The organism is Mycobacterium sp. SMC-16 (assembly GCF_046250085.1).
GTDB lineage: Bacteria > Actinomycetota > Actinomycetes > Mycobacteriales > Mycobacteriaceae > Mycobacterium > Mycobacterium phocaicum.
In genome coordinates, this window is record NZ_CP176427.1 from 4,589,814 (window position 1) to 4,608,957 (window position 19,144).

The 19,144-nt window shown below is 67.7% G+C and carries 17 protein-coding genes; 5 read left to right on the plus strand and 12 right to left on the minus strand.

Translation table 11 applies throughout. From position 1 onward, the window contains the following. The first annotated feature begins 132 nt into the window (after window positions 1-132). Window positions 133-1,371 (plus strand): DUF222 domain-containing protein, encoded by a 1,239-nt coding sequence (locus tag ACJEIK_RS22285; protein ID WP_409430316.1) that lies wholly within the window; start codon window positions 133-135, stop codon window positions 1,369-1,371. A gap of 306 nt (window positions 1,372-1,677) precedes the next feature. On the opposite strand, the gene ACJEIK_RS22290 is transcribed toward ACJEIK_RS22285, so the two are convergent. Both ACJEIK_RS22290 and glmS read right to left on the minus strand, forming a co-directional pair. Continuing rightward, on the minus strand, window positions 1,678-2,862 hold the full coding sequence (locus ACJEIK_RS22290; protein ID WP_267323893.1) for a GGDEF domain-containing protein: 1,185 nt from the start codon (window positions 2,860-2,862) through the stop codon (window positions 1,678-1,680). Window positions 2,863-2,985: 123 nt separating this feature from the next. Beyond that, the gene (glmS, locus tag ACJEIK_RS22295; RefSeq protein ID WP_267323894.1) at window positions 2,986-4,854 is read right to left on the minus strand and encodes a glutamine--fructose-6-phosphate transaminase (isomerizing); all 1,869 of its coding nucleotides are present in this window, start codon (window positions 4,852-4,854) and stop codon (window positions 2,986-2,988) included. A gap of 85 nt (window positions 4,855-4,939) precedes the next feature. On the opposite strand from glmS, the gene ACJEIK_RS22300 reads away from it, so the two are divergent. From ACJEIK_RS22300 to ACJEIK_RS22310, 3 genes are all read left to right on the plus strand, one after another. Continuing rightward, window positions 4,940-5,800, plus strand: coding sequence for a dienelactone hydrolase family protein (locus ACJEIK_RS22300; protein ID WP_267323895.1), 861 nt, complete (start codon window positions 4,940-4,942; stop codon window positions 5,798-5,800). An 82-nt stretch (window positions 5,801-5,882) separates the two neighbouring features. Next, window positions 5,883-6,575 carry a phosphodiesterase gene (locus ACJEIK_RS22305; protein ID WP_409430317.1) on the plus strand — a complete coding sequence of 231 codons (693 nt, stop codon included), beginning with the start codon at window positions 5,883-5,885 and terminating at the stop codon, window positions 6,573-6,575. Window positions 6,576-6,605: 30 nt separating this feature from the next. Then, entirely contained in the window at window positions 6,606-7,190 is a 585-nt protein-coding gene (locus ACJEIK_RS22310; protein WP_064859825.1) for a hemerythrin domain-containing protein, read from the plus strand. A 52-nt stretch (window positions 7,191-7,242) separates the two neighbouring features. Here the strand turns inward: ACJEIK_RS22310 and ACJEIK_RS22315 are convergent, their stop codons facing one another. The 3 genes from ACJEIK_RS22315 to ACJEIK_RS22325 all read right to left on the minus strand — a co-directional run bounded on the left by ACJEIK_RS22315 (window position 7,243) and on the right by ACJEIK_RS22325 (window position 9,988). After that, a complete protein-coding gene (locus tag ACJEIK_RS22315) occupies window positions 7,243-8,136 on the minus strand; it encodes a manganese catalase family protein (protein ID WP_212806860.1) in 894 nt (297 codons plus the stop codon). 83 nt (window positions 8,137-8,219) lie between these two features. After that, window positions 8,220-9,686 (minus strand): hypothetical protein, encoded by a 1,467-nt coding sequence (locus ACJEIK_RS22320; protein WP_064859823.1) that lies wholly within the window; start codon window positions 9,684-9,686, stop codon window positions 8,220-8,222. Further along, complete coding sequence (locus tag ACJEIK_RS22325; protein ID WP_064859822.1) at window positions 9,686-9,988, minus strand: type VII secretion target; 303 nt, start codon at window positions 9,986-9,988, stop codon at window positions 9,686-9,688. Before ACJEIK_RS22325 ends, ACJEIK_RS22320 begins: the two co-directional genes overlap by 1 nt. A gap of 536 nt (window positions 9,989-10,524) precedes the next feature. On the opposite strand from ACJEIK_RS22325, the gene ACJEIK_RS22330 reads away from it, so the two are divergent. Further along, a complete protein-coding gene (locus tag ACJEIK_RS22330) occupies window positions 10,525-11,616 on the plus strand; it encodes an IS630 family transposase (protein ID WP_267323897.1) in 1,092 nt (363 codons plus the stop codon). Between the two features lie 55 nt (window positions 11,617-11,671). On the opposite strand, the gene glmM is transcribed toward ACJEIK_RS22330, so the two are convergent. The 7 genes from glmM to eat all read right to left on the minus strand — a co-directional run bounded on the left by glmM (window position 11,672) and on the right by eat (window position 19,103). Continuing rightward, the gene (gene glmM, locus ACJEIK_RS22335; protein WP_110767471.1) at window positions 11,672-13,009 is read right to left on the minus strand and encodes a phosphoglucosamine mutase; all 1,338 of its coding nucleotides are present in this window, start codon (window positions 13,007-13,009) and stop codon (window positions 11,672-11,674) included. A gap of 88 nt (window positions 13,010-13,097) precedes the next feature. After that, window positions 13,098-13,538: a 30S ribosomal protein S9 gene (gene rpsI, locus ACJEIK_RS22340; protein WP_406775556.1), complete on the minus strand. Its 441-nt coding sequence runs from the start codon at window positions 13,536-13,538 to the stop codon at window positions 13,098-13,100. Between the two features lie 29 nt (window positions 13,539-13,567). After that, window positions 13,568-14,011, minus strand: coding sequence for a 50S ribosomal protein L13 (rplM, locus tag ACJEIK_RS22345; RefSeq protein ID WP_064859820.1), 444 nt, complete (start codon window positions 14,009-14,011; stop codon window positions 13,568-13,570). 177 nt (window positions 14,012-14,188) lie between these two features. Continuing rightward, a complete protein-coding gene (locus ACJEIK_RS22350; protein ID WP_064859831.1) occupies window positions 14,189-15,409 on the minus strand; it encodes an HAD family hydrolase in 1,221 nt (406 codons plus the stop codon). A gap of 69 nt (window positions 15,410-15,478) precedes the next feature. Next, window positions 15,479-16,255, minus strand: a complete 777-nt coding sequence (gene eutC / locus ACJEIK_RS22355; protein WP_064859819.1) for an ethanolamine ammonia-lyase subunit EutC — start codon at window positions 16,253-16,255, stop codon at window positions 15,479-15,481. After that, complete coding sequence (locus ACJEIK_RS22360; RefSeq protein WP_409430318.1) at window positions 16,252-17,661, minus strand: ethanolamine ammonia-lyase subunit EutB; 1,410 nt, start codon at window positions 17,659-17,661, stop codon at window positions 16,252-16,254. The genes eutC and ACJEIK_RS22360 overlap by 4 nt, the downstream gene beginning before the upstream one ends. Then, window positions 17,658-19,103, minus strand: coding sequence for an ethanolamine permease (eat, locus tag ACJEIK_RS22365; protein WP_409430319.1), 1,446 nt, complete (start codon window positions 19,101-19,103; stop codon window positions 17,658-17,660). Before eat ends, ACJEIK_RS22360 begins: the two co-directional genes overlap by 4 nt. Window positions 19,104-19,144 lie beyond the last annotated feature (41 nt).

Consider the following 19,144-nt stretch of genomic DNA (forward strand, 5'->3'; position numbering starts at 1 on the left):
CGCCACCACCCGAGCCCTGTGGGCAGAACCGTCTCCGCCAAGGTCGTCTGAAGTGTCACCGATGTCCTGATACATCAGAAATTTCGAACGTCCACCCCTTGCTATTCGAACGTTTGTTCGATACGGTGTGTTATGGGAATCGCACCGGATCTCAACCCACTCCTCGATCACTTGCGCGGCGTGGTCGTCCCCGAGAACATGTCGGGCGAAGACGCTGTCAACCTCGTGCGGGTGCTGCTGCTGATCCGGGGCGTGGTTGACCATCTCGCCGCGACGGTGACCGGGGTGCTGGACCGGTTGGGCGTGGCGGCATCGCAGGGCCGGCCGCCGCGCGAGCTGCTGATGTCGCTGGGGTGTGCACCCTCGGTGGCCGAACGGCTGATCCGGGTCGGTGCCGCGCTACCGTCGCTGCCAACCCTGGCGGCGCATGCCGGCGACGGGGCGATCTCCGGTGAGCATGTCGACGCGATCGTCAAGGGCATCAACCACATACAGGCCCGCGCACCCGGACCGGTCGACGAGGAGGCTCGCTTCGTCCAGTTGGCCGACCTGCTGGGGCAGTTCTTCTCCGGCGCGACGCCGGCTGAGATCGGTAATCGGGCGCGGCGGCTCGGCAACCGGCACGCCGCGGCTGAAGGTGGGCTGCCCGCGGCCGAAGACCGGTCGATCAACACCGTCGAGCACCGGGTCACCTCCGACGGGCGGGTGCAGGTCCGCGCGGACCTGGACGCCGAAGTCGGCGCCAAATACATCGCCGCGATGGAAGAGCACTCGGCGCCGCGACCCGAACCCGACGGAACCCCCGATATCCGCACGGCGGGGCGGCGGCGCGCCGATGCCCTGGAGGCGGTGCTGGACATCGCCGCCCGCGGCGGCGACACCGCCAGCGCGCCGCGCACCCAGCTGCTGCTGTCGGTGCCCGCCGACACCCCCGAGCTGGCCACGCTGGAATTCATCGGGTCGATCAGCACCATGACCCTGGACCGACTCACCTGCGATACCACCGTCACCACCATGATCGTCGACGGCGAACAGGTACCCCTGGACATGGGGCGGGAGAAACGGCTGTTCCCGCCCCATCTACGCAAAGCGCTCTATCACCGCGACCAGTGCTGCATCAAATGCGGCGCACCCCCGGGACGCACGCACGCCCACCACATCGTGCACTGGACCCACCACGGCGAAACATCACTGAGCAACGGGTGTCTGCTCTGCCCGGCCTGCCACGCCAACGTCCACCACGACGGCTGGGACGTCGTCATGGGAATGGACAAACACCCCTGGCTCATCCCACCGGCGACCGTCGACCCGGACCGAAAACCCATCCCCGCCTACAACCGCCGCACCATGCGACTCGACAACGCCGCATAACCGCCGCAGATACGTACTCAAACCTGCTGTGCACCTTGACAACTCAACAGTGAACACGCATCGCGGGCCTGCCGCTTCAGCGGCGGAGTGGCAGGCCCGCGCACCGGCTGAACGCAGGGAACCTGCCACCGCCGCGGTGTCCGGCTCAGTAGCGGGCGCGCGACCCGGCGTCGGATCCTGTTGGCCGCCTGGGCGATCCACCACGGGAGTGTTGGATTGAAACATCCATCCCCCGGAAGACGCTGCTGATCGGAGCGTCCAGTAACACCGCGATGCCGCGCCGCTCGTGGGTGGATCGCCGGCAGTTCACCGCGATGTCCGAACCGCGTCGGGCATCGACGGCAGGTAGCTGATGGCGTTGCCGCCGCCACGCTTGGCGACGAACATCGCCTCGTCCGCGCGGGCGACCAGATCGCCGAGCAGTTCCGCGTGGTCGCACCCCGATTCGGCGAAGTGGGTAATCGCCGCGGCGGTGATCCCGATGCTCGCCGTGATCGGCGCGTGGTCGCCGCGGCCGCACAGCGCGACCCGGATCCGGTCGGCCACAGATGCCCAGTCCCCCGGGTGCAGGACGTCGACGACGACGAACTCCTCGCCCCCGACTCGCGCCACCAGCGCGCCGCCGTGCACTGCGGACTCCAGCCGGTGGGCGCAGCGCACCAGCACCTCGTCGCCGACACCATGGCCGAAGCGGTCATTGACCACCTTGAACCGGTCGAGGTCGATCACGATGACCACGACGTCGGCCGTGCGCTTGCGGTGGCCACGCAGCAGGTCGTCGATGTGGAGATTGAGACCGCGGCGGTTCAGCAATCCGGTCAGCGGGTCGTTGGAGGCCTCGTTGGCTTCATTGCGCAGCACCCAGATGCCGAAGTGGGCAGCTATCGGCGCCACTGCGAGCGCCCCGCCGGACAACAACTTCACGAACGCCAGCACCGGATCGCCGCCGCCGATCATCGCGATCTCGACGGACATCGCCGCGATCGACGACACCGCCCAACAACTGTGTACGGCAAGGGCTTTCGGACCGTCGAAGAAGATGATGTAGAACGACACCAGCAGCAGCGCACTCAGCCCGAACATGCCGGACAGCACCTTCTGGTTGAGCAGGGTGACCACGGTGACGCCGACGTCGACGTTGACGATGAACGCGCGCGAGAGCCGGTACGACGGCCACGGCCGCAGCCACCACACCCAACTCCACACGTACATCGCCGTGATGAACACGACCGACACAGCCCGGACCGCCACACCTGCGGGCTGGTCGACGGACCATTGGGCGATCATCACGATCAAACCGACCATGCCGACGCCGAGCCCGACGAGGAACTGGATCAGCCCGGTCAGCGACCGCTTGGCGAAGTACTCGACCTGCGCCGCGTAGTCGGTCGGCGTGTGCCACCATTCGCGGACCAATCGGACCGTCGCGTGGCGCGCAGCAGCATCCAGCAACAATCCACGGCCCTCACGACGAACACCTTCGACTGACACTCACCCGCATTCAACCGCTTTCCGCAGCTAATATTTCAGCTGAAAGTATGGACACGGTTGACCTGCGATTTCCCATGCTAGGGCATAGGCATCGTTCATGCCAGCGAACGAGTCGACGCAGAGTTACTCGACGGTGACCGACTTCGCCAGGTTCCGCGGCTTGTCCACGTCATATCCGCGCTCGCGGGCCACCGACGCAGCGAACACCTGCAGCGGGATGGTCGACAGCAGGGGCTGGAACAGCGTCGAGGTCGTCGGCAGCTCGAAGATGTAGTCCGCGTACGGGCGCACCGTCTCGTCGCCTTCCTCGGCGATGACGATGGTGACCGCCCCACGGGCCTGAATCTCGCGGATATTGCTCAGCAGCTTGGCGTGCAGCATCGACGAGCCCTTGGGCGACGGCATCACCACGATCACCGGCAGATCGTCGTCGATCAGTGCGATGGGTCCGTGCTTGAGCTCACCGGCGGCAAAGCCCTCGGCGTGCATGTACGCCAGCTCCTTGAGCTTGAGCGCACCCTCGAGGGCCACCGGATAGCCGACGTGCCGACCGAGGAACAGGATGGTCGGCGACTGCGCGAATTGCCGGCCCAGATCGGCGATCGGGTCGAGCCGCTCGAGCACCTGCTCGACCAACGCCGGCATCGCCTCCAGCTCGCGGTACTCGCGGGCGACCTCGTCCGGGTACTTGGTGCCGCGCGCCTGCGCCAGCGCCAGGCCCACCAGGTAGTTGGCGGCCACCTGAGCCAGGAACGTCTTGGTCGCGGCGACGCCGATCTCCGGCCCGGCCCGCGTGTAGAGCACGGCGTCGGCCTCGCGCGGAATCTGCGAACCGTTGGTGTTGCAGATCGCCAGCACCTTGGCCTTCTGGCCCTTGGCGTGCCGGACGGCCTCCAGGGTGTCGGCGGTCTCGCCGGACTGCGAGATGGCGATCACCAGCGTGCTGCGGTCCAGCACCGGGTCGCGGTAGCGGAACTCGCTGGCCAACTCGACCTCGACCGGCAGCCGCGTCCAGTGCTCGATGGCGTACTTGGCGAGCAGGCCGGAGTGGTACGCGGTACCGCAGGCGACGATGAAGACCTTGTCGACGTCGCGCAGCTCCTGGTCCGACAGCCGCTGCTCGTCGAGCACGATCTTGCCGTCGACGAAGTGACCGAGGAGCGTGTCGGAGACAGCAGTGGGCTGCTCGGCGATCTCCTTGTACATGAAGTAGTCGTAGCCACCCTTTTCGGCGGCGGACAGGTCCCAGTCGATGTGGAACGGGCGCGCGCGGTCGGACGCGTCGTTGCCGTCGAAATCCAGCACCTGGTAGCCGTCGGCGGTGATCACCACGGCCTGGTCCTGTCCGAGTTCGACGGCGTCGCGCGTGTACTCGATGAAGGCCGCGACATCGGAGCCGATGAACATCTCGCCGTCGCCGACCCCGACCACCAGCGGGGTGGAGCGACGGGCCGCGATGATGGTGCCCGGCTCGTCTGCGTTGGAGAACACCAGCGTGAAGTGGCCCTCCAGCCGGCGCAGCACCGCCAGCACCGATGCGACGAAGTCGCCGGCAGTCGGCCCGTTCCGGTAGGCCTGCGCCACGAGGTGGACGGCGACCTCGGAATCGGTGTCGCTCTGGAACTCGACGCCGGCGGCCTCCAGCTCGGTACGCAGACCGGCGAAGTTCTCGATGATGCCGTTGTGGACCACCGCGAGCTTGCCGCTGGCATCGCTGTGCGGATGCGCGTTGCGGTCGGTGGGACGCCCATGGGTCGCCCAGCGGGTGTGCCCCATGCCTGCGGTGCCCTGGAGCTCGGCGGCATCGGTTTCGGCCAGCGCCTCTTCAAGATTGGCCAGTCGGCCGGCGCGCCGCCGGATGGTCAGGCCGCCGTGGCCGTCGGCCAAGGCGAGACCAGCGGAGTCATAACCGCGGTATTCCATCCGTCGCAGCGCGTCGACCACGATGTCGCGGGCCGGCCGTTGCCCGACATAGCCGACGATTCCACACATGGTTATCCAGGGTAGTGCAGCCGCCCGGGTACCGGACCGTGCATGCGTGGCGCATAAACCGGGGGCACTGCGCTAACGTCATCGCGTGGCCAAGACGAAGAAGCTCTTCGGCGCCCTGACGCGCCGCGGCCCGCACCGCGTTCTGCGTGGTGACCTGGGTTTTGCCGGCCTGCCGGGCACCGTCTACACCCCCGAGTCGGGGCTGAATCTGCCCGGCGTGGCTTTCGGCCACGACTGGTTGCAGGGTGTCGGACGTTACAACGGCACGCTCGAGCATCTGGCGTCGTGGGGCATCGTCGCGGCCGCGCCCAACACCGAGACCGGCATCGCGCCGTCGGTGCTGAACCTGGCGTTCGACCTGGGCACCACCCTCGACATCATCACCGGAGTCCGGCTGGGGCCCGGCAAGATCAGCGTGCACCCCACCAAGCTGGGCCTGGTCGGGCACGGTTTCGGGGCATCGGCCGCGATCTTCACCGCCGCCGGCCTGGGCTCGTCGGCCAACCCGCCGAAGGCGGTGGCCGCAGTGTTCCCGACCGCCAGCAAGCCCGACGCCGATCAGCCCGCAGCCGGTCTGCGGGTGCCCGGCCTGATCCTCAACGCGCCAGGCGCCGAGCTGACCATCCAGTCCAACGCCACCGAACTGGCGACCGCGTGGCGGACGGCGACGGTGCGCACCGTCGCCAAGGCCGAGCCGGGCGGGCTGACCGAGGGCTTCCGCCTGTCCAAGCTGGTCGGGATGCCCGGCGCGGATCGTCGCACCCAGAAGACGGTGCGCGCCCTGCTGACCGGTTACCTGCTGTTCCAGCTGACCGGCGACAAGACCTACAAGGATTTCGCCGACGCCGACGTGGTACTGCCCAGGACCGCCCTCGCTGGTCCAGCCGCCGAGGCTTTCGAAGCACCGGCGCTGGAGGACAAGGTCGTTGCCCTGCTGAAGGGCTGAGAACGTGGGCACGCAGCGGAGCCCTCGCAGCCAACCCGAGCGATGACGTTTTGCCGCTGACGTCCGGGGTACCTGCGTCAGCGTGTTGGAGACCGTCACCGCCCCGTTTCAATGGGTGGCCGCTGTGCGGCATCGCCGGGTGTTCCACCCGCGCGGCGTATTGGCATGGGGCTCGATCGAGCGGGTGGCAGCACCCGGCGTAGGCCTACCGATCGAGTCCGCCTCCGATGTGCTGGTGCGGCTTTCGAAGGGAATCGGCACACCGGGAGCGCTGCCCGACGTGATCGGGCTGGCGTTTCGGCTGCCGGCGGGTGACTCGGAGACGGCATCGGCGGCACCGCCCTGGGACGTGCTGTTGGCGTCGGCGGGCCGCGGACGGCTCAGCCGCGTCGGCGTCCGGCCGGTCGTTCGATGGCCGGGCCAGCCGATGTCCAGTGTCATGCCACTGCGGTACCAGGGCACCAACTGGTGGCTGCGCGCGCAGATCCTGAGCCATGTCGACGGCGCCGGAGTGTCGCTGGACAGCATCCGCAGCGCCCTGCACGACGGGCCGATGACCGTCGCCATCGACCAGGCCCCGGGCTTCGCATCGTTTCGCCCGTTGGCCAGGCTGACGATCAAAGACGTTGTGCCGCACGATGAAATAGCTGACACCGACTTCGACCCGGTGCTGCACACCGCACCCGGCGTGCAGTTGGCGCCGCACTGGCTGTCGAACCTACGGATGCAGGCGTATCGACGCAGCCGCAAAGGGCGGCACCCCGACAGCGCATGACCCAGATCCGGACCGAAGAGGAGAAACCGTATGGACGCCTTGGCATTTCTGCGACGTGAACACGAGAGCGTGCTGGGCATGTTCGAAGTGCTCGACGGAGCTCCCCGCGGGACCGGCGCTCAGCAGAGCGGCCTGGCGACGATGGTCGAAAACTTGGTGATCGCCGAATCACAGCACGAGGCAATCGAAGAGCAGTTGTTCTGGCCGGCGGTCCGGGACGCGCTCGATGACGGTGACGAACTCGCCGATCACGCCATCTCTCAGGAAGAGGCCGGGAAGAAGCTGCTGCAGCAATTGGCGGACGGCGCGCCCGGCGAAGCGGAATATCATGCGGCACTTGACGAATTCATCAAGGCCGGCCGCGAGCACATCGCCTACGAGCAAGACGTCGTGTGGCCGAGGCTGTCCGCCGCGGTGAGCGACGAACGCTTGGAAAAGCTGGGCCACGAGCTCGAAGCAGCCAAGAAGATGGCGGCCACCCGGCCGCATCCAGATACCCCGTCGAGTTCCGCGGTACAGAAAACGGTGGGTGTGGCGGCCGCCGTGGTCGACCACGTTCGGGACGCGGTGAGTGGACGAGACCGACAGAATCCGCCCGACCCACCTACCTCGTGATTGTCTTACGGCCGCGGCCACCGGCGTTCGCCGGTGGCAGCGGACCGCTGGATCAGGTTGTGGCGGTGTGCTGTTCGTGGGTGAACGGCTTGTCGCAGTGCACCGCGGGTTCTCCACTGGGATTGTTCTTGGCCCCGGTGTTCTTCTGCAGGGACGTGCCCAGCCAGTCTTTCGTGGGCGACTTCACGTAGTTCCACGACATACCTTCGGGCCACGGACCCTGACCTTCGTTCCACGGTCCGCGGACGTCGCCCTGACCGTTGGACATGTTGAACGCGAGGGTCTGGAAACGCTCGTCACCGGCCAGGGTGCCCGGCGGGAAGTTGACCGGCAGCTCGTTCAGGGCGGCGGTGAACTGCTGGAAATGGGTGACCTCGCGCGTCATCAGGAACGTGAGCGTGTCCTGCACCCCCGGATCGTCGGTGAACTGCTTGAGGTATTCGTAGACGATCTTGGCCCTCGACTCGGCGGCGAGATTGCTGCGCAGGTCGACCGACGGATCACCGTTCGCGTTGACATACGACCCCGACCACGGAATCGCGGCCGCATTGCTGACGTCCGGGCCGCCGCCGGTCAGCACGCAGTACAGCGGATTCATCGCGACCTGGTGAATGGCCTGGTCGCGGCCATCCGGACTGGCGACCGTCGCCATCCAGTCGCAGCGCTCGTTGGCCTGCTTGAGATCGTCATTGAAGCCGTCCAGCAGCATCGTGATCATGGCACCGACCATCTCGAGATGGCTCAGTTCCTCGGTGGCGATGTCCATGAACAGGTCGTACATTTTCGGGTTCTTCTCGCGCAGTACGAATGCCTGGGTGAAGTACTGCATCGCCGCTTTGAGTTCCCCGTTCGCGCCGCCGAACTGCTCCTGCAGCAGCGTCGCAAAGCGCGGATCGGGTTGATCGACGCGTACCTCGAATTGCAAATCCTTGTGATGAGTGAACATTCACGCTCCCTTGGGCTGGTAGTGATCTACCGCAACCGCGTACCCCCTGCCGGCCCGGCGAAACAGCATCCAGCCCGACGGCTTCACTCCCCCACATTCGGTAGTTCGTCGGCCGCGATCTCGCATGGCGTCTTGGTGGTCGGATCGGTTTGCTCCGCAACCGGTTCCACCGGCGGCGTGGTGGGCGCCGGGTCGGCTACAGGTTGGCCGGGTACCGGCTGCTGAGGCGGTAGCACCGGGGCGTCGACGGGGCCGGGCTCGGCGTCATCGGACTCAGCGGTCTCCCCCGAGGTGTCCTCCTCGCCGGCGGCATCGCTCTTGGCGGCGTCCTCCTCGTCGGCCTCCTCTGCGTCGCTGTCGTCCGGCTCGTCATCGGCATCGCCATCCGCCGCGTCGTCCGGCTCGTGGTCGGTATCGGTGCCATCGGCGCCGAGCCCGAGGTCGTCTCCCAGACCGTCCCTGACGTTGTCGAGACCGCCCAGTCCCGATACGCCGGGCGCCAAACCCGCCATGGAACCCAGCGCTCCCCCGATGGCATCGGTCAGCTGCCGGCCCAAACCGCCGATACCCGAACCGAATCCGAGGTCTCCGGACGGCCCGGTTGCCGCCGGGGTTGCTGCGGCAGCGCCGAGCGCCGGTTCGGGACCTCCGGGCGCAGGGGTCGACGGTGCCGGAGCGGATTCGGCAGAAACGAGCGGGGTCGACGGCGCGGCAACAGGTTCGGCCGGCACCGGCGGAGCCGCAGGTGCGGACGGCGCCGTCGGCGCCCACCCCGCCGCGGTTCCCAACGTCGCGAAGGGCGCAGCCGCCGCGGCCTGATATGCCGGCGCGGCCGGCCACGCCGGTGCGGGCGAAGCCTGAGGCGCCCAATCGGGCGTCAGCACGACGGGCACCGCGAACGACACCCCTGCCGGGGTGACCGCCGCGATGGCCGAATCGTACGCCGCCGCAACGGCATCGGAGGCGTCCTGCAGCGCAGGCAGCAGGTCCCCCGACACCGCACGAAGGACGAAGGGCTTGACCTGCTGATCGACGATCTCGCTGGCGGCCGACAGGTCGCCGGCCCGGGCGAGGACGGCGCGGGCCGCTGCGCTCCACTGGTCTCGGTGTCCGGCAGTCTGCGCGTCGGCCCGCAACACCGCGTCGACCTTGGCGTCGACGGCGCGCCACAACGCGTCCCGCAGCATCGTCAGTGCCTGCGCGCTCCGCTGCAGATGCGCGACCACATCCTCGGCCGCCACCGTCAGGGTGCGCAGAAACCCGCCGGCAGCGTCCCCACCCGCACCCGACCACTGTGCCGTCAGGTCCCGATATCCGTTGCCCTGCAACCGCACTGCATCCTGCGCCACCACCACCGCAGCGTCAAGCGAGCGGGCGTCCGCGGCCAGCGCGTCGAGGTTCAGCCCAGTCTCGGCGTAATACAACTCCGCCAACGGCCCTGGAGACGGCGAGCCCAACACCTGGCATGCCGTCACGTACTCGTCGAGGACCGTCACCGCGCCGTCGCCTTCGGAGAGCCGCCCGGCCACATCGAACGCAGCCGCCATCATCAGACCAACCGGCCGGCGAGGTCGGTGTCCGCGTCCTCGTAGCGCCCTGACGAAACCCGTAGTGCCGCTGCGGCTTCCGTCGACGCTGACGCCCATGCCCGAAGCTGCCCGGCCGACTGGTCCAGCGCGGCGCGCAAGGCGGCCGCGCGGGCAGCATGATCACGCCCGCCGCAGAACCCGTCGAAGTACCAGCGCAACAACGGCGCGACCGCGGTGCCGAGCATGTCGGCTACCGATTCGCACCGCTGCGCGACATCCCGCACTGCCGAGAGGTCTATCCGAGCGACGTCACGTTCTCCCATACCTTGCTATGACGCGCGGCGCGGCCGTTCGGTTCCATCGAAGCTGAAAATGTCCTGTGTCCACCCGCCAGAACAACCTTCCTGGACGGCTGTCGGCACTAGGGCGTGTCTGATAAATGGGGTAGCCAAAGGGTGACTGCCCGTAGGACTGCCGCGGCACGGTAGACGATGGCCAGCTTGTCGTAGCGGGTGGCCAGTCCGCGCCATTGCTTGACGTCGTTGAAGTTGAGTTCAACGACGTTGCGGCCCCATCGCCGCGGACGCGACGGTGTCGCGGTTCCAATTGCTTTCCGATGCCTCCAAGTCTCGGCCACCACACCCGAAACTTTTATCAGACACGCCCTAGCCTTCAACCTGATCCAGCGCGAGACGTAATGAGCGCCGTCGCCGCACAGTGCCATGCGAGCCGCGCTGATGGCCGTGCCATTCCAAGTACCTCGAGGTACGAGGAGACCTCCATGGGCGGCCTTAAGTCACGTGCCCGGCGAACTAGTGTCCTGCGCCTGGAATCCGTTGATTAATTATAGAATTGGTCTGTGGCGGGTAGGGGCAGACCGGTAGTTGCGCTGGTATTGACCGACGACGAACGTGAGACGTTACAGCGCTGGGCGCGCAGAGCCAAGTCGTCGCAGGCGTTGGCACAGCGGTCGCGGATCGTATTGGGTTGCGCGGCAGGTAAATCCAACAAAGAGGTCGCCGCTGACGAGGGCGTGTGGCCGCAAACGGTCAGTAAATGGCGTCGGCGGTTCCGCCAGGCCCGCATCGACGGGCTGAGCGACGAACCCCGTCCGGGCGGTCCCCGCACCATCGCCGACGAGCAGATCGAAGCGGTGCTGGTGGCGACGTTGGAGCGCACCCCGGCGGACGCGACGCACTGGTCGCGGACGTCGATGGCCAAAGAATCGGGTCTGTCCAAGTCCACGGTGGGGCGGATCTGGAAGGCATTCGGGCTCAAGCCCCACCTGGTGGACACCTTCAAAATCAGCAACGATCCCCAGTTCATCGACAAGGTCCGCGACGTTGTGGGGTTGTACCTGGACCCGCCGGAGAAGGCCCTGGTGCTCTGCGTCGACGAGAAATCGCAGATCCAGGCCCTCGATCGCAGCGCCCCGGTGCTGCCGATGATGCCTGGGATGCCCGAGCGGCGCACCCACGACTACGTGCGCCACGGCATCACCACCTTGTTCGCGGCGCTGGATGTGGCCACCGGCGAGGTCTACGGATCGATCCACCGCCGGCACCGCACCGTCGAGTTCAAGAAGTTCCTCACCAAACTCGACCAGCAGATTCCCGCAGAGCTGGATGTCCATTTGATCTGCGACAACTACACCACCCACAAATCACCGGTCGTCGCGAAATGGCTTGCTGCGCACCCGCGATTCCAGATGCACTTCACCCCGACCTATTCATCGTGGCTTAACCAGGTGGAGCGGTGGTTCGGGCTACTGACCGACAAGAAACTACGCCGTGGCACACACCGATCGATTCAGGCCTTAGAGAAAGACATCCGCGACTGGATCGCCACCTGGAACGAAAATCCACGCCCATTCACATGGACCAAAACCGCCGACGACATCCTTGAACGCCTCAACTCATATATTCAACGGATTCCAGGCGCAGGACACTAGGTCTGCGCCGGTTAGACACGGTCCGCCCACCCGGTAAAGTCTACGGCCGCAACCCTTAGGGCTGCTCGCTGACGGATTCGGCGACGCGGAACGCGACGGTCCTCGCCGTGATTTCATCTGGGGCCTCCACCATGACCCGGACCACCTGTTCGGTTCCGGAGGGGCGCAACAGGATTCGGCCGGTGTCGCCGAGTTCGGCCTCGGCCGCGGCGACCGCGGTCTGCACCGCCGGCGCCTGGGCCACCGTGGCCTTGTCGGCCACCTCGACGTTGATCAGCACCTGCGGCAACGTCTTCATCGGCGCGCACAGCGCGGCCAACGACTGCCCCGTCTGCGCCATGCGCGACATCAGCCGCAGGCCGGTGACGATGCCGTCGCCCGTGGTGCCTAGCTCGGGCATCACGATGTGACCGGACTGCTCGCCGCCGAGGGCGAACCGGCCCGCGCGCAGTTCCTCCAGCACGTACCGGTCGCCGACACCCGTGGTGCGCACCTCGATGCCGGCTTCGCGCATCGCCAGGTGCAGACCGAGGTTGCTCATCACGGTTGCCACCAATGTGTTCGACACCAGCTCGCCGGCGTCGCGCATGGCCAGCGCCAGCACCACCATGATCGCGTCGCCGTCGACGAGGGCGCCCGACGCGTCGACGGCCAGACAGCGGTCGGCGTCGCCGTCGTGGGCCAGACCCAGGTCGGCCCCGTGGTCGATGACGGCCTGCTGCAGCTGCGCCATGTGCGTCGAGCCGCAGCCGTCGTTGATGTTGAGGCCCGTCGGCTCGGCGTTGATCGCGATGACCGTCGCGCCCGCGGCCCGGTACGCCAGCGATGCGGCCGTGGAGGCGGCGCCGTTCGCGCAGTCGACGACCACGGTCAGCCCGGCCAGCGGCGCAACCGCGGCCTTGGCGGCGTGGGTGAGGTAGCGGTCGAGCGCGTCAGGTGCGTCGAGAATCCGTCCGATGCCGGCGCCCGTCGGCCGGGTGCCCGGGCCCGCGGCGACCAGCTCGGCGATGCGGTCCTCGGTGTCGTCGTCGAGCTTGTGCCCGCCGGTACCGAAAATCTTGATGCCGTTGTCCGGCATGGGGTTGTGCGAGGCGGAGATCATCACGCCGAGCTGGGCGTCATACGAGGCGGTCAGATACGCCACCGCGGGGGTCGGCAGCACGCCGACCCGCAGCACGTCGACGCCCTCGCTCGTGATGCCGGCCATGACCGCGGCCTCCAGCATCTCGCCGCTTGCCCGGGGATCTCGTCCGACGACCGCGACGCAACGGCCGGCTCCGGAAGTCGAGCAGAGCCGACGGGCGGCAGCTGAACCCAGCGCCAACGCCAACTCCGCGGTCAGATCACGGTTTGCGACGCCACGGACGCCATCGGTGCCGAACAGCCGACTCATGAACCTTCTTTCGTCCTTCAGGTACCCCATGAAACGCCGAAGGCGGGCGTGTCCAGACTGCGACACGCCCGCCCACGAGCAGAAACGATCAGCGCTTGCTGTACTGAGGCGCCTTGCGGGCCTTCTTGAGGCCGTACTTCTTGCGCTCGATGGCACGCGGGTCACGGGTCAGGAACCCGGCCTTCTTGAGTGCCGGACGATCCTCGGGCTGAACCAGGATCAGCGCACGGGCGATGGCCAGACGCAGCGCGCCGGCCTGACCCGAGGGGCCGCCACCGTCGAGGTGGGCGTAGATGTCCACCGTGTCGACGCGGTCGACGGTCACCAGCGGGGCCTTGATCAGCTGCTGGTGCACCTTGTTCGGGAAGTAGTCCTCCAGGCTGCGGCCGTCCAGGTTGAACTTGCCGGTGCCGGGCACCAGGCGAACGCGGACGACGGCCTCCTTGCGGCGGCCAACGGTCTGGATGGGACGGTCGATGTAGACGGGCTCGCGGGGGGCCGACTCTTCGGCCGCGTCGAACTCGGTCACCTCGGCCACTTCAGTCACGTCAACTTCAGTCACTGGGCCACCTGCTTGATCTCGAACGGAATCGGCTGCTGCGCGGCGTGCGGATGATCAGGACCCGCGTACACCTTGAGCTTCTTCTGCACCTGGCGCGACAGCTTGTTGTGCGGGAGCATGCCGACGATCGCGTTCTCAACGGTGCGGGTCGGGTGCTTCACCAGCTGTTCGCCGATGGAGCGCTTGCTCAGACCGCCCGGGAAACCCGAGTGACGGTAAGCAAACTTGTCGGTGAGCTTCTTGCCCGACAGGGCAATCTTCTCGGCGTTGATGATGATGACGAAGTCACCCTCATCGGAGTTGGGCGTGAACGTCGGCTTGTGCTTGCCGCGGAGCAGCTTGGCTGCTTCCACGGCGAGCCGGCCGAGCACCACGTCTTGGGCGTCGATGACGTACCACTTACGCGTGGTGTCACCCGCCTTCGGCGTGAATGTAGGCACAGCTATACCTCTTCTTCTCGGGTTGAGTCCCGGTGCTATCCGGGTGCCGGTCAAGTACGCGACCTGCGATTTCCCGGCGACCGACGGTGACCCGGGAAGCATTGGCCTGACGGCCTGCAGCGCACCAACGTGGGAGCTTACCCGGGTGCGTCACCGCAGGTCAAAACGCGGAGCAGGTCAGTGGACCCGGTCCTGCTGGTCGGGCACGACGCTGCCGTCCGACCGGTGCAACGGCCCCTTGGCGCCCGACGGCTCGATGTGGCCCTTGGTCGCGCACGCATACGTCTCGGCCTGCTTCTTGGGGTCGATGAACATCGGGTTGACCAGCCAGTTGCCGCCCGCGTCGTCGTAGGCCGTGCACATCAGCTCGGTCTTGTTTCGGTTGAGCACCAGTCGCAGCGCGGTGGCGTCGGTCAGGAACGTGACGTCGGTGTCGGAGTCACCGGCGGCGAAGGCAGCGCGCTTGGGCTCGGGCTGCCGGGTGAAGGCGGCGGGACCGGTCACCCCGAACACCTCTTCGTTGACCCGGCAGCGCTTGCCCTCGATGTAGGTGATGGCGGGCTCACCGCCGCACGGCACCAGACGCGACGTCAGCACATCGCCGTCGTGCTCGGTCCGCACGCCCATCACGTGGTCGGCCGGGATGTCGAGTTCCTCGGCCCACACCCGGGCCACCGGCTCGGCCGACGCCGAGATGATCCGCACGTCGAAACCGTTGGCGTGCAAGGTTTCCACGAGGTCGCGCATCTGCGGGTAGTAGCGCACCCAGCCGGTCTGCATGGCGCTGCCGACCTTCTGCTCGGTGCCCGCCGGGGCGTCGAGGTTCTCCTTGCGGGCCGTCTTCGCGAACTCGACCACGTCGGCTTCGCGCCATCCGGCCTGCAGCTGCGCGGCCCAGGCGTACGCCGGTTCCATGCGGCGGGCGTTGAACCCGGCGAATGCCGGCTCCCCGGCTTTCGTCTCCGCCTCGGTGTAGACCGACACGAGTTCGTCGGCGCACGCGGCGTCGGTGTCGGTCGGCATCGGCTGACCCGGCCTGGCCGCGGCACAGGCGCGGGTCAGGGCCGCGACGGCCTGCGGCGTCAGGAACGTGCTGGTGGACGCCCAGTTGCCATCGGCAGGCGCCCGCAGCTTGCCGTTGCGCACCATCCAGAAGAACGTGGCGTCGCCGATGTCGTTCTTGACGATGGTGTTGTCCCAGTCGAACAACGCCAGGGGCGCACCCGCACTCACCGAGCCGGCGGCGCCGCAGGTGCCCAGCTTGGTGAGCATGGCGTCGATCCGGTCGCGGTTGTCGCCGTACCAGCCAGAGTTCTGGGCGAGCGTCCGGCACGACGGCTTGGCGGGGGCCGGCGATTGCGCGGCCGGAGTGCTGTCGTGGCTGCTGCAGCCGGACATGGCGAGGAGGCCGACCAGCGCAGCGGCGGAGGCCAGTCGGTTGATGCGGGGCACTTTTCTCCTGTGTGGTCAGGTGAGCTCGGCGGCGCTGGGCGCTTCCAGGGAGGTGTCGCGGGAGGTGTCCTTGAGGTCGACGCCGGACCGGCCCAGCGCGCGGGCACCCGACACCAACCCCGCCGCGACCGTCGCGGCCTCGGCGTAGCCGAGCCCCTCGGGCGGGTGGATGTTAGAGATGCAGTTGCGGTCTGCGTCGGTACGCCCCGGCATCGGCAGATGCGTCAGGTAGATGCCCAGGCTGTCGGCCACCGACAGGCCCGGCCGCTCCCCGATGATCACCAGCAGCGTGCGCACTTTCGCCGCCGCGCCGACGTGGTCGCCGAGCGCCACGCGGGCCTGCGTGGCGATCACCGGCGGCGCCAGCGTGTACTGGTCGCCCAGCCGCGCCACGAGCTCGGCGAGCAGCGCCGGACCATGCTTGGCCAGGGCGTAGGGCGAGAGCCCGTCGGCCAGCACGAAGCCGATGTCGGCCGGGGTTTCCGGGACGTCCATGGGCGTGGCCGGGAGCCGGCCCAAGTCGGGGCGGCGCAGGTATTCGCTGCGGGACTCGGCCTGGCTGCGCACCACCGCCGGTTCGCCGATCCCGATCTCCCGGACGCGGGTCGCGAGGGACTCGACGTCAAGGGGCTCGTGCACGGCGTCGCGGGCGGCAGCGTGCGCCGCGGCCAGTTCGAGGACTTCCCGGGTGGGCAGCGCATTGCCGGCGCGGCCCAGTCCGATGCGGGCCTGCGTGGTCTTGCGGAGCTCGTCCCAGAACTCTTGAATGGCAAGATCTTCGGTCATCGTCATCCCGCCGCGGTGAGCGCCCGCAGCGCCGAGCGCTGCAGATCGAACTTGGTCAGCTTGCCGGCGTCGTCGGTCATGCCGACCTTCTTGAGCCAGGCGTCGAACTCCGGAGCCGGCTTCAGCCCGAGCGTCCGGCGGACCGCGACGACGTCGTGGAACGACAGGCTCTGGTAGCCGAGCATGACGTCGTCGGCGCCGGGCACCGTGATGACGAAGGCGCAACCCGCCGCGGCCAGCAGCGTGAGCAGCGTGTCCATGTCGTTCTGGTCGGCTTCGGCGTGGTTGGTGTAGCAGACGTCGACGCCCATCGGCAGGCCGAGCAGCTTGCCGCAGAAGTGGTCCTCGAGCCCGGCCCGGATGATCTGCCGGCCGTCGTACAGGTACTCCGGACCGATGAAGCCGACGACGGTGTTGACCAGCAGCGGGTCCAGGGCGCGGGCGACACCGTAGGCCCGGGTTTCGAGCGTCTGCTGGTCGACGGGCCGGCCGCCGGTACCGAGGTGGGCGCCCGAGCTGAGCGCCGAGCCCTGACCGGTTTCCAGGTACATGACGTTGTTGCCGACGGTGCCGCGGTTCAGGGACCGGCCGGCCTCGTTGCCTTCGCGCAGCAGCGCCATGTCGACACCGAAGGCCTTGTTGGCGCCTTCGGTGCCCGCCACCGACTGGAACACCAGGTCCACCGGGGCGCCGGCCTCGATGAGGCCGATCGTGGTGGTGATGTGCGACAGCACGCACGACTGCGCCGGGATGTCGTAGCGGCTGCGAATGTTGTCGAGCAGGTGCAGCAGGTCGGCGGTGGCCTGCGGCGAGTCGGTGGCCGGGTTGATGCCGATGACGGCGTCGCCGCACCCCATCAGGAGTCCGTCGAGCACGGCGGCGGCGATGCCGCGCGGATCGTCGGTCGGGTGGTTGGGCTGCAGCCGGGTGGCCAGGGTGCCCGGCAACCCGATGGTGCTGCGGAAGGCCGCGTGCACCTGGGTGGCCGCGGTGACGGCGATCAGGTCCTGGTTCCGCATGATCTTGGAGACCGCTGCCGCCATCTCCGGCGTGATGCCGGGGGCGACGGCCGCGATCTTGGCGGCGGCGTCGTCGCCGGCCACCGCGTCCAGCAGCCAGTCCCGGAAATCTCCCACCGTCAGGTGGGAGATTTCCGAAAACGCTTGCTGGTCATGGGAATCGATGATGAGGCGGGTGACCTCGTCGGTCTCGTACGGCACCACCGCTTCATTGAGGAAGGTGTCCAGCGGAAGCTCGGCCAGTGCCCACGCCGCGGCAGCCCGCTCGGCGTCGTTGTGGGCCGCGCACCCGGCGAGTTCATCACCGGAACGCAGCGGCGTGGCCTTGGCCATCAAATCCACAAGCCCGTCGAAGGTGTGGTTCACCCCCGAAATCCGCTGGTGGTACTTCATTTCAGCTCGTCCTCGGCTTCTGCGAGCATCGCGAACTCTTCATCAGGAGAGTTTGCCACCAAACGGTGCCGGCTGTAGACCGCGAAGTAGAGCATGAAGGCTGCGAACACCGCCAGACACAGGCCCACGGCGAACGGATCGACCAGGAAGGTGGCGATGACCGCGATGACGGCGATGACGAGCGCGAAGCCGGTTGTCACGATGCCGCCCGGGGTGCGGTACGGGCGCGGCATGTTCGGCTCGCGGCGGCGCAGCACGATGTGGCTGACCATCATCAGGACGTAGCTCACGGCCGCACCGAAGACCGCCATGTTCAGCAGCAGGTCGCCCTTGCCGGTCAGCGACAGCAGGAAGCCGATGACGCCGGGGACGATGAGCGCCAGTGTCGGCGCCTTGCGGGAGTTGGTCACCGACAGCTGGGTCGGCAGGTAGCCCGCCCGGGACAGGGCGAAGAGCTGACGCGAGTAGGCGTAGATGATCGAGAAGAAGCTCGCGATCAGTCCGGCCAGGCCGATGTAGTTGACCAGCTTGGCGCCGACGCCCGAACCGAGCGCCTCGACGAGCGGGTTGCCCGAGGCCGACATCTGTTGCGCGCCACCGACACCCGTGGTGAGCACCAGCACGACGGCGCAGGTGACCAGCAGGACCGTCATCGCCGCGATGATGCCGCGCGGCACGTTCTTCTCCGGGTTCGCGGTTTCCTCGGCGGCCAGCGGCACGCCTTCGATCGCCAGGAAGAACCAGATGGCGAACGGGATGGCGGCCCAGATGCCGAGGTAGCCGTGCGGCAGGATCGCCGAAGCCCCGGCCGCGTTGACGTCGACCGCAATGGTGGTCAGGTTGGAGACGTCGAACTGCCCGAAGGCACAGACCGCGAAGATCACCAGACCCAGCAGCGCGATGGCGGTGATCACGAACATCACCTTGAGCGCCTCACCGACACCGGACAGGTGGATGCCGATGAAGAACGCGTAGGCCGCCAGATACACCCACCAGCCGTTGTGAATCCCGAAGAGCCCCAACGATTCCACGTAGGCGCCGATGAACGTCGCGATGGCGGCGGGGGCGATCGAGTACTCGATGAGGATCGCGGTGCCGGTGGCGAAACCGCCCCACGGGCCCAGGGCACGACGGGCGAAGGTGTAACCGCCGCCGGCGGCCGGCAGCGCCGAGGACAGCTCGGCCATGCCCAGCACCAGGGCCAGGTACATGCCGGCGATGATCACGGCGGCGATGGCGAGGCCACCGAAACCACCGTGTGCCAGACCGAAATTCCAGCCGGAGTAGTCCCCGGACACCACGTAGCTGACGCCGAGTCCGGCGAGCAGCAGCCAGCCGGCCGTGCCCTTCTTCAGCTGACGTTTCGCGAGGTATTCGTTGCTCTCGACGTGCTCTTCGACACCGCGAGCGGAGTGCTCACTGGGTGGGTTGGTGATGGACACTGCGAACTCCTGAAAGAGGGATGGCGGATGCCGAATTGGCC

Coding starts and splice junctions, on each gene's coding strand:
- ACJEIK_RS22360 (WP_409430318.1), bottom strand. CDS start 17,661: ATGAAGTACCACCAGCGGATTTCGGGGGTGAACCACACCTTCGACGGG.
- eutC (WP_064859819.1), bottom strand. CDS start 16,255: ATGACGATGACCGAAGATCTTGCCATTCAAGAGTTCTGGGACGAGCTC.
- glmM (WP_110767471.1), bottom strand. CDS start 13,009: ATGAGTCGGCTGTTCGGCACCGATGGCGTCCGTGGCGTCGCAAACCGT.
- ACJEIK_RS22315 (WP_212806860.1), bottom strand. CDS start 8,136: ATGTTCACTCATCACAAGGATTTGCAATTCGAGGTACGCGTCGATCAA.
- ACJEIK_RS22320 (WP_064859823.1), bottom strand. CDS start 9,686: ATGATGGCGGCTGCGTTCGATGTGGCCGGGCGGCTCTCCGAAGGCGAC.
- ACJEIK_RS22285 (WP_409430316.1), top strand. CDS start 133: ATGGGAATCGCACCGGATCTCAACCCACTCCTCGATCACTTGCGCGGC.
- glmS (WP_267323894.1), bottom strand. CDS start 4,854: ATGTGTGGAATCGTCGGCTATGTCGGGCAACGGCCGGCCCGCGACATC.
- ACJEIK_RS22310 (WP_064859825.1), top strand. CDS start 6,606: ATGGACGCCTTGGCATTTCTGCGACGTGAACACGAGAGCGTGCTGGGC.
- ACJEIK_RS22325 (WP_064859822.1), bottom strand. CDS start 9,988: ATGGGAGAACGTGACGTCGCTCGGATAGACCTCTCGGCAGTGCGGGAT.
- ACJEIK_RS22350 (WP_064859831.1), bottom strand. CDS start 15,409: ATGTCCGGCTGCAGCAGCCACGACAGCACTCCGGCCGCGCAATCGCCG.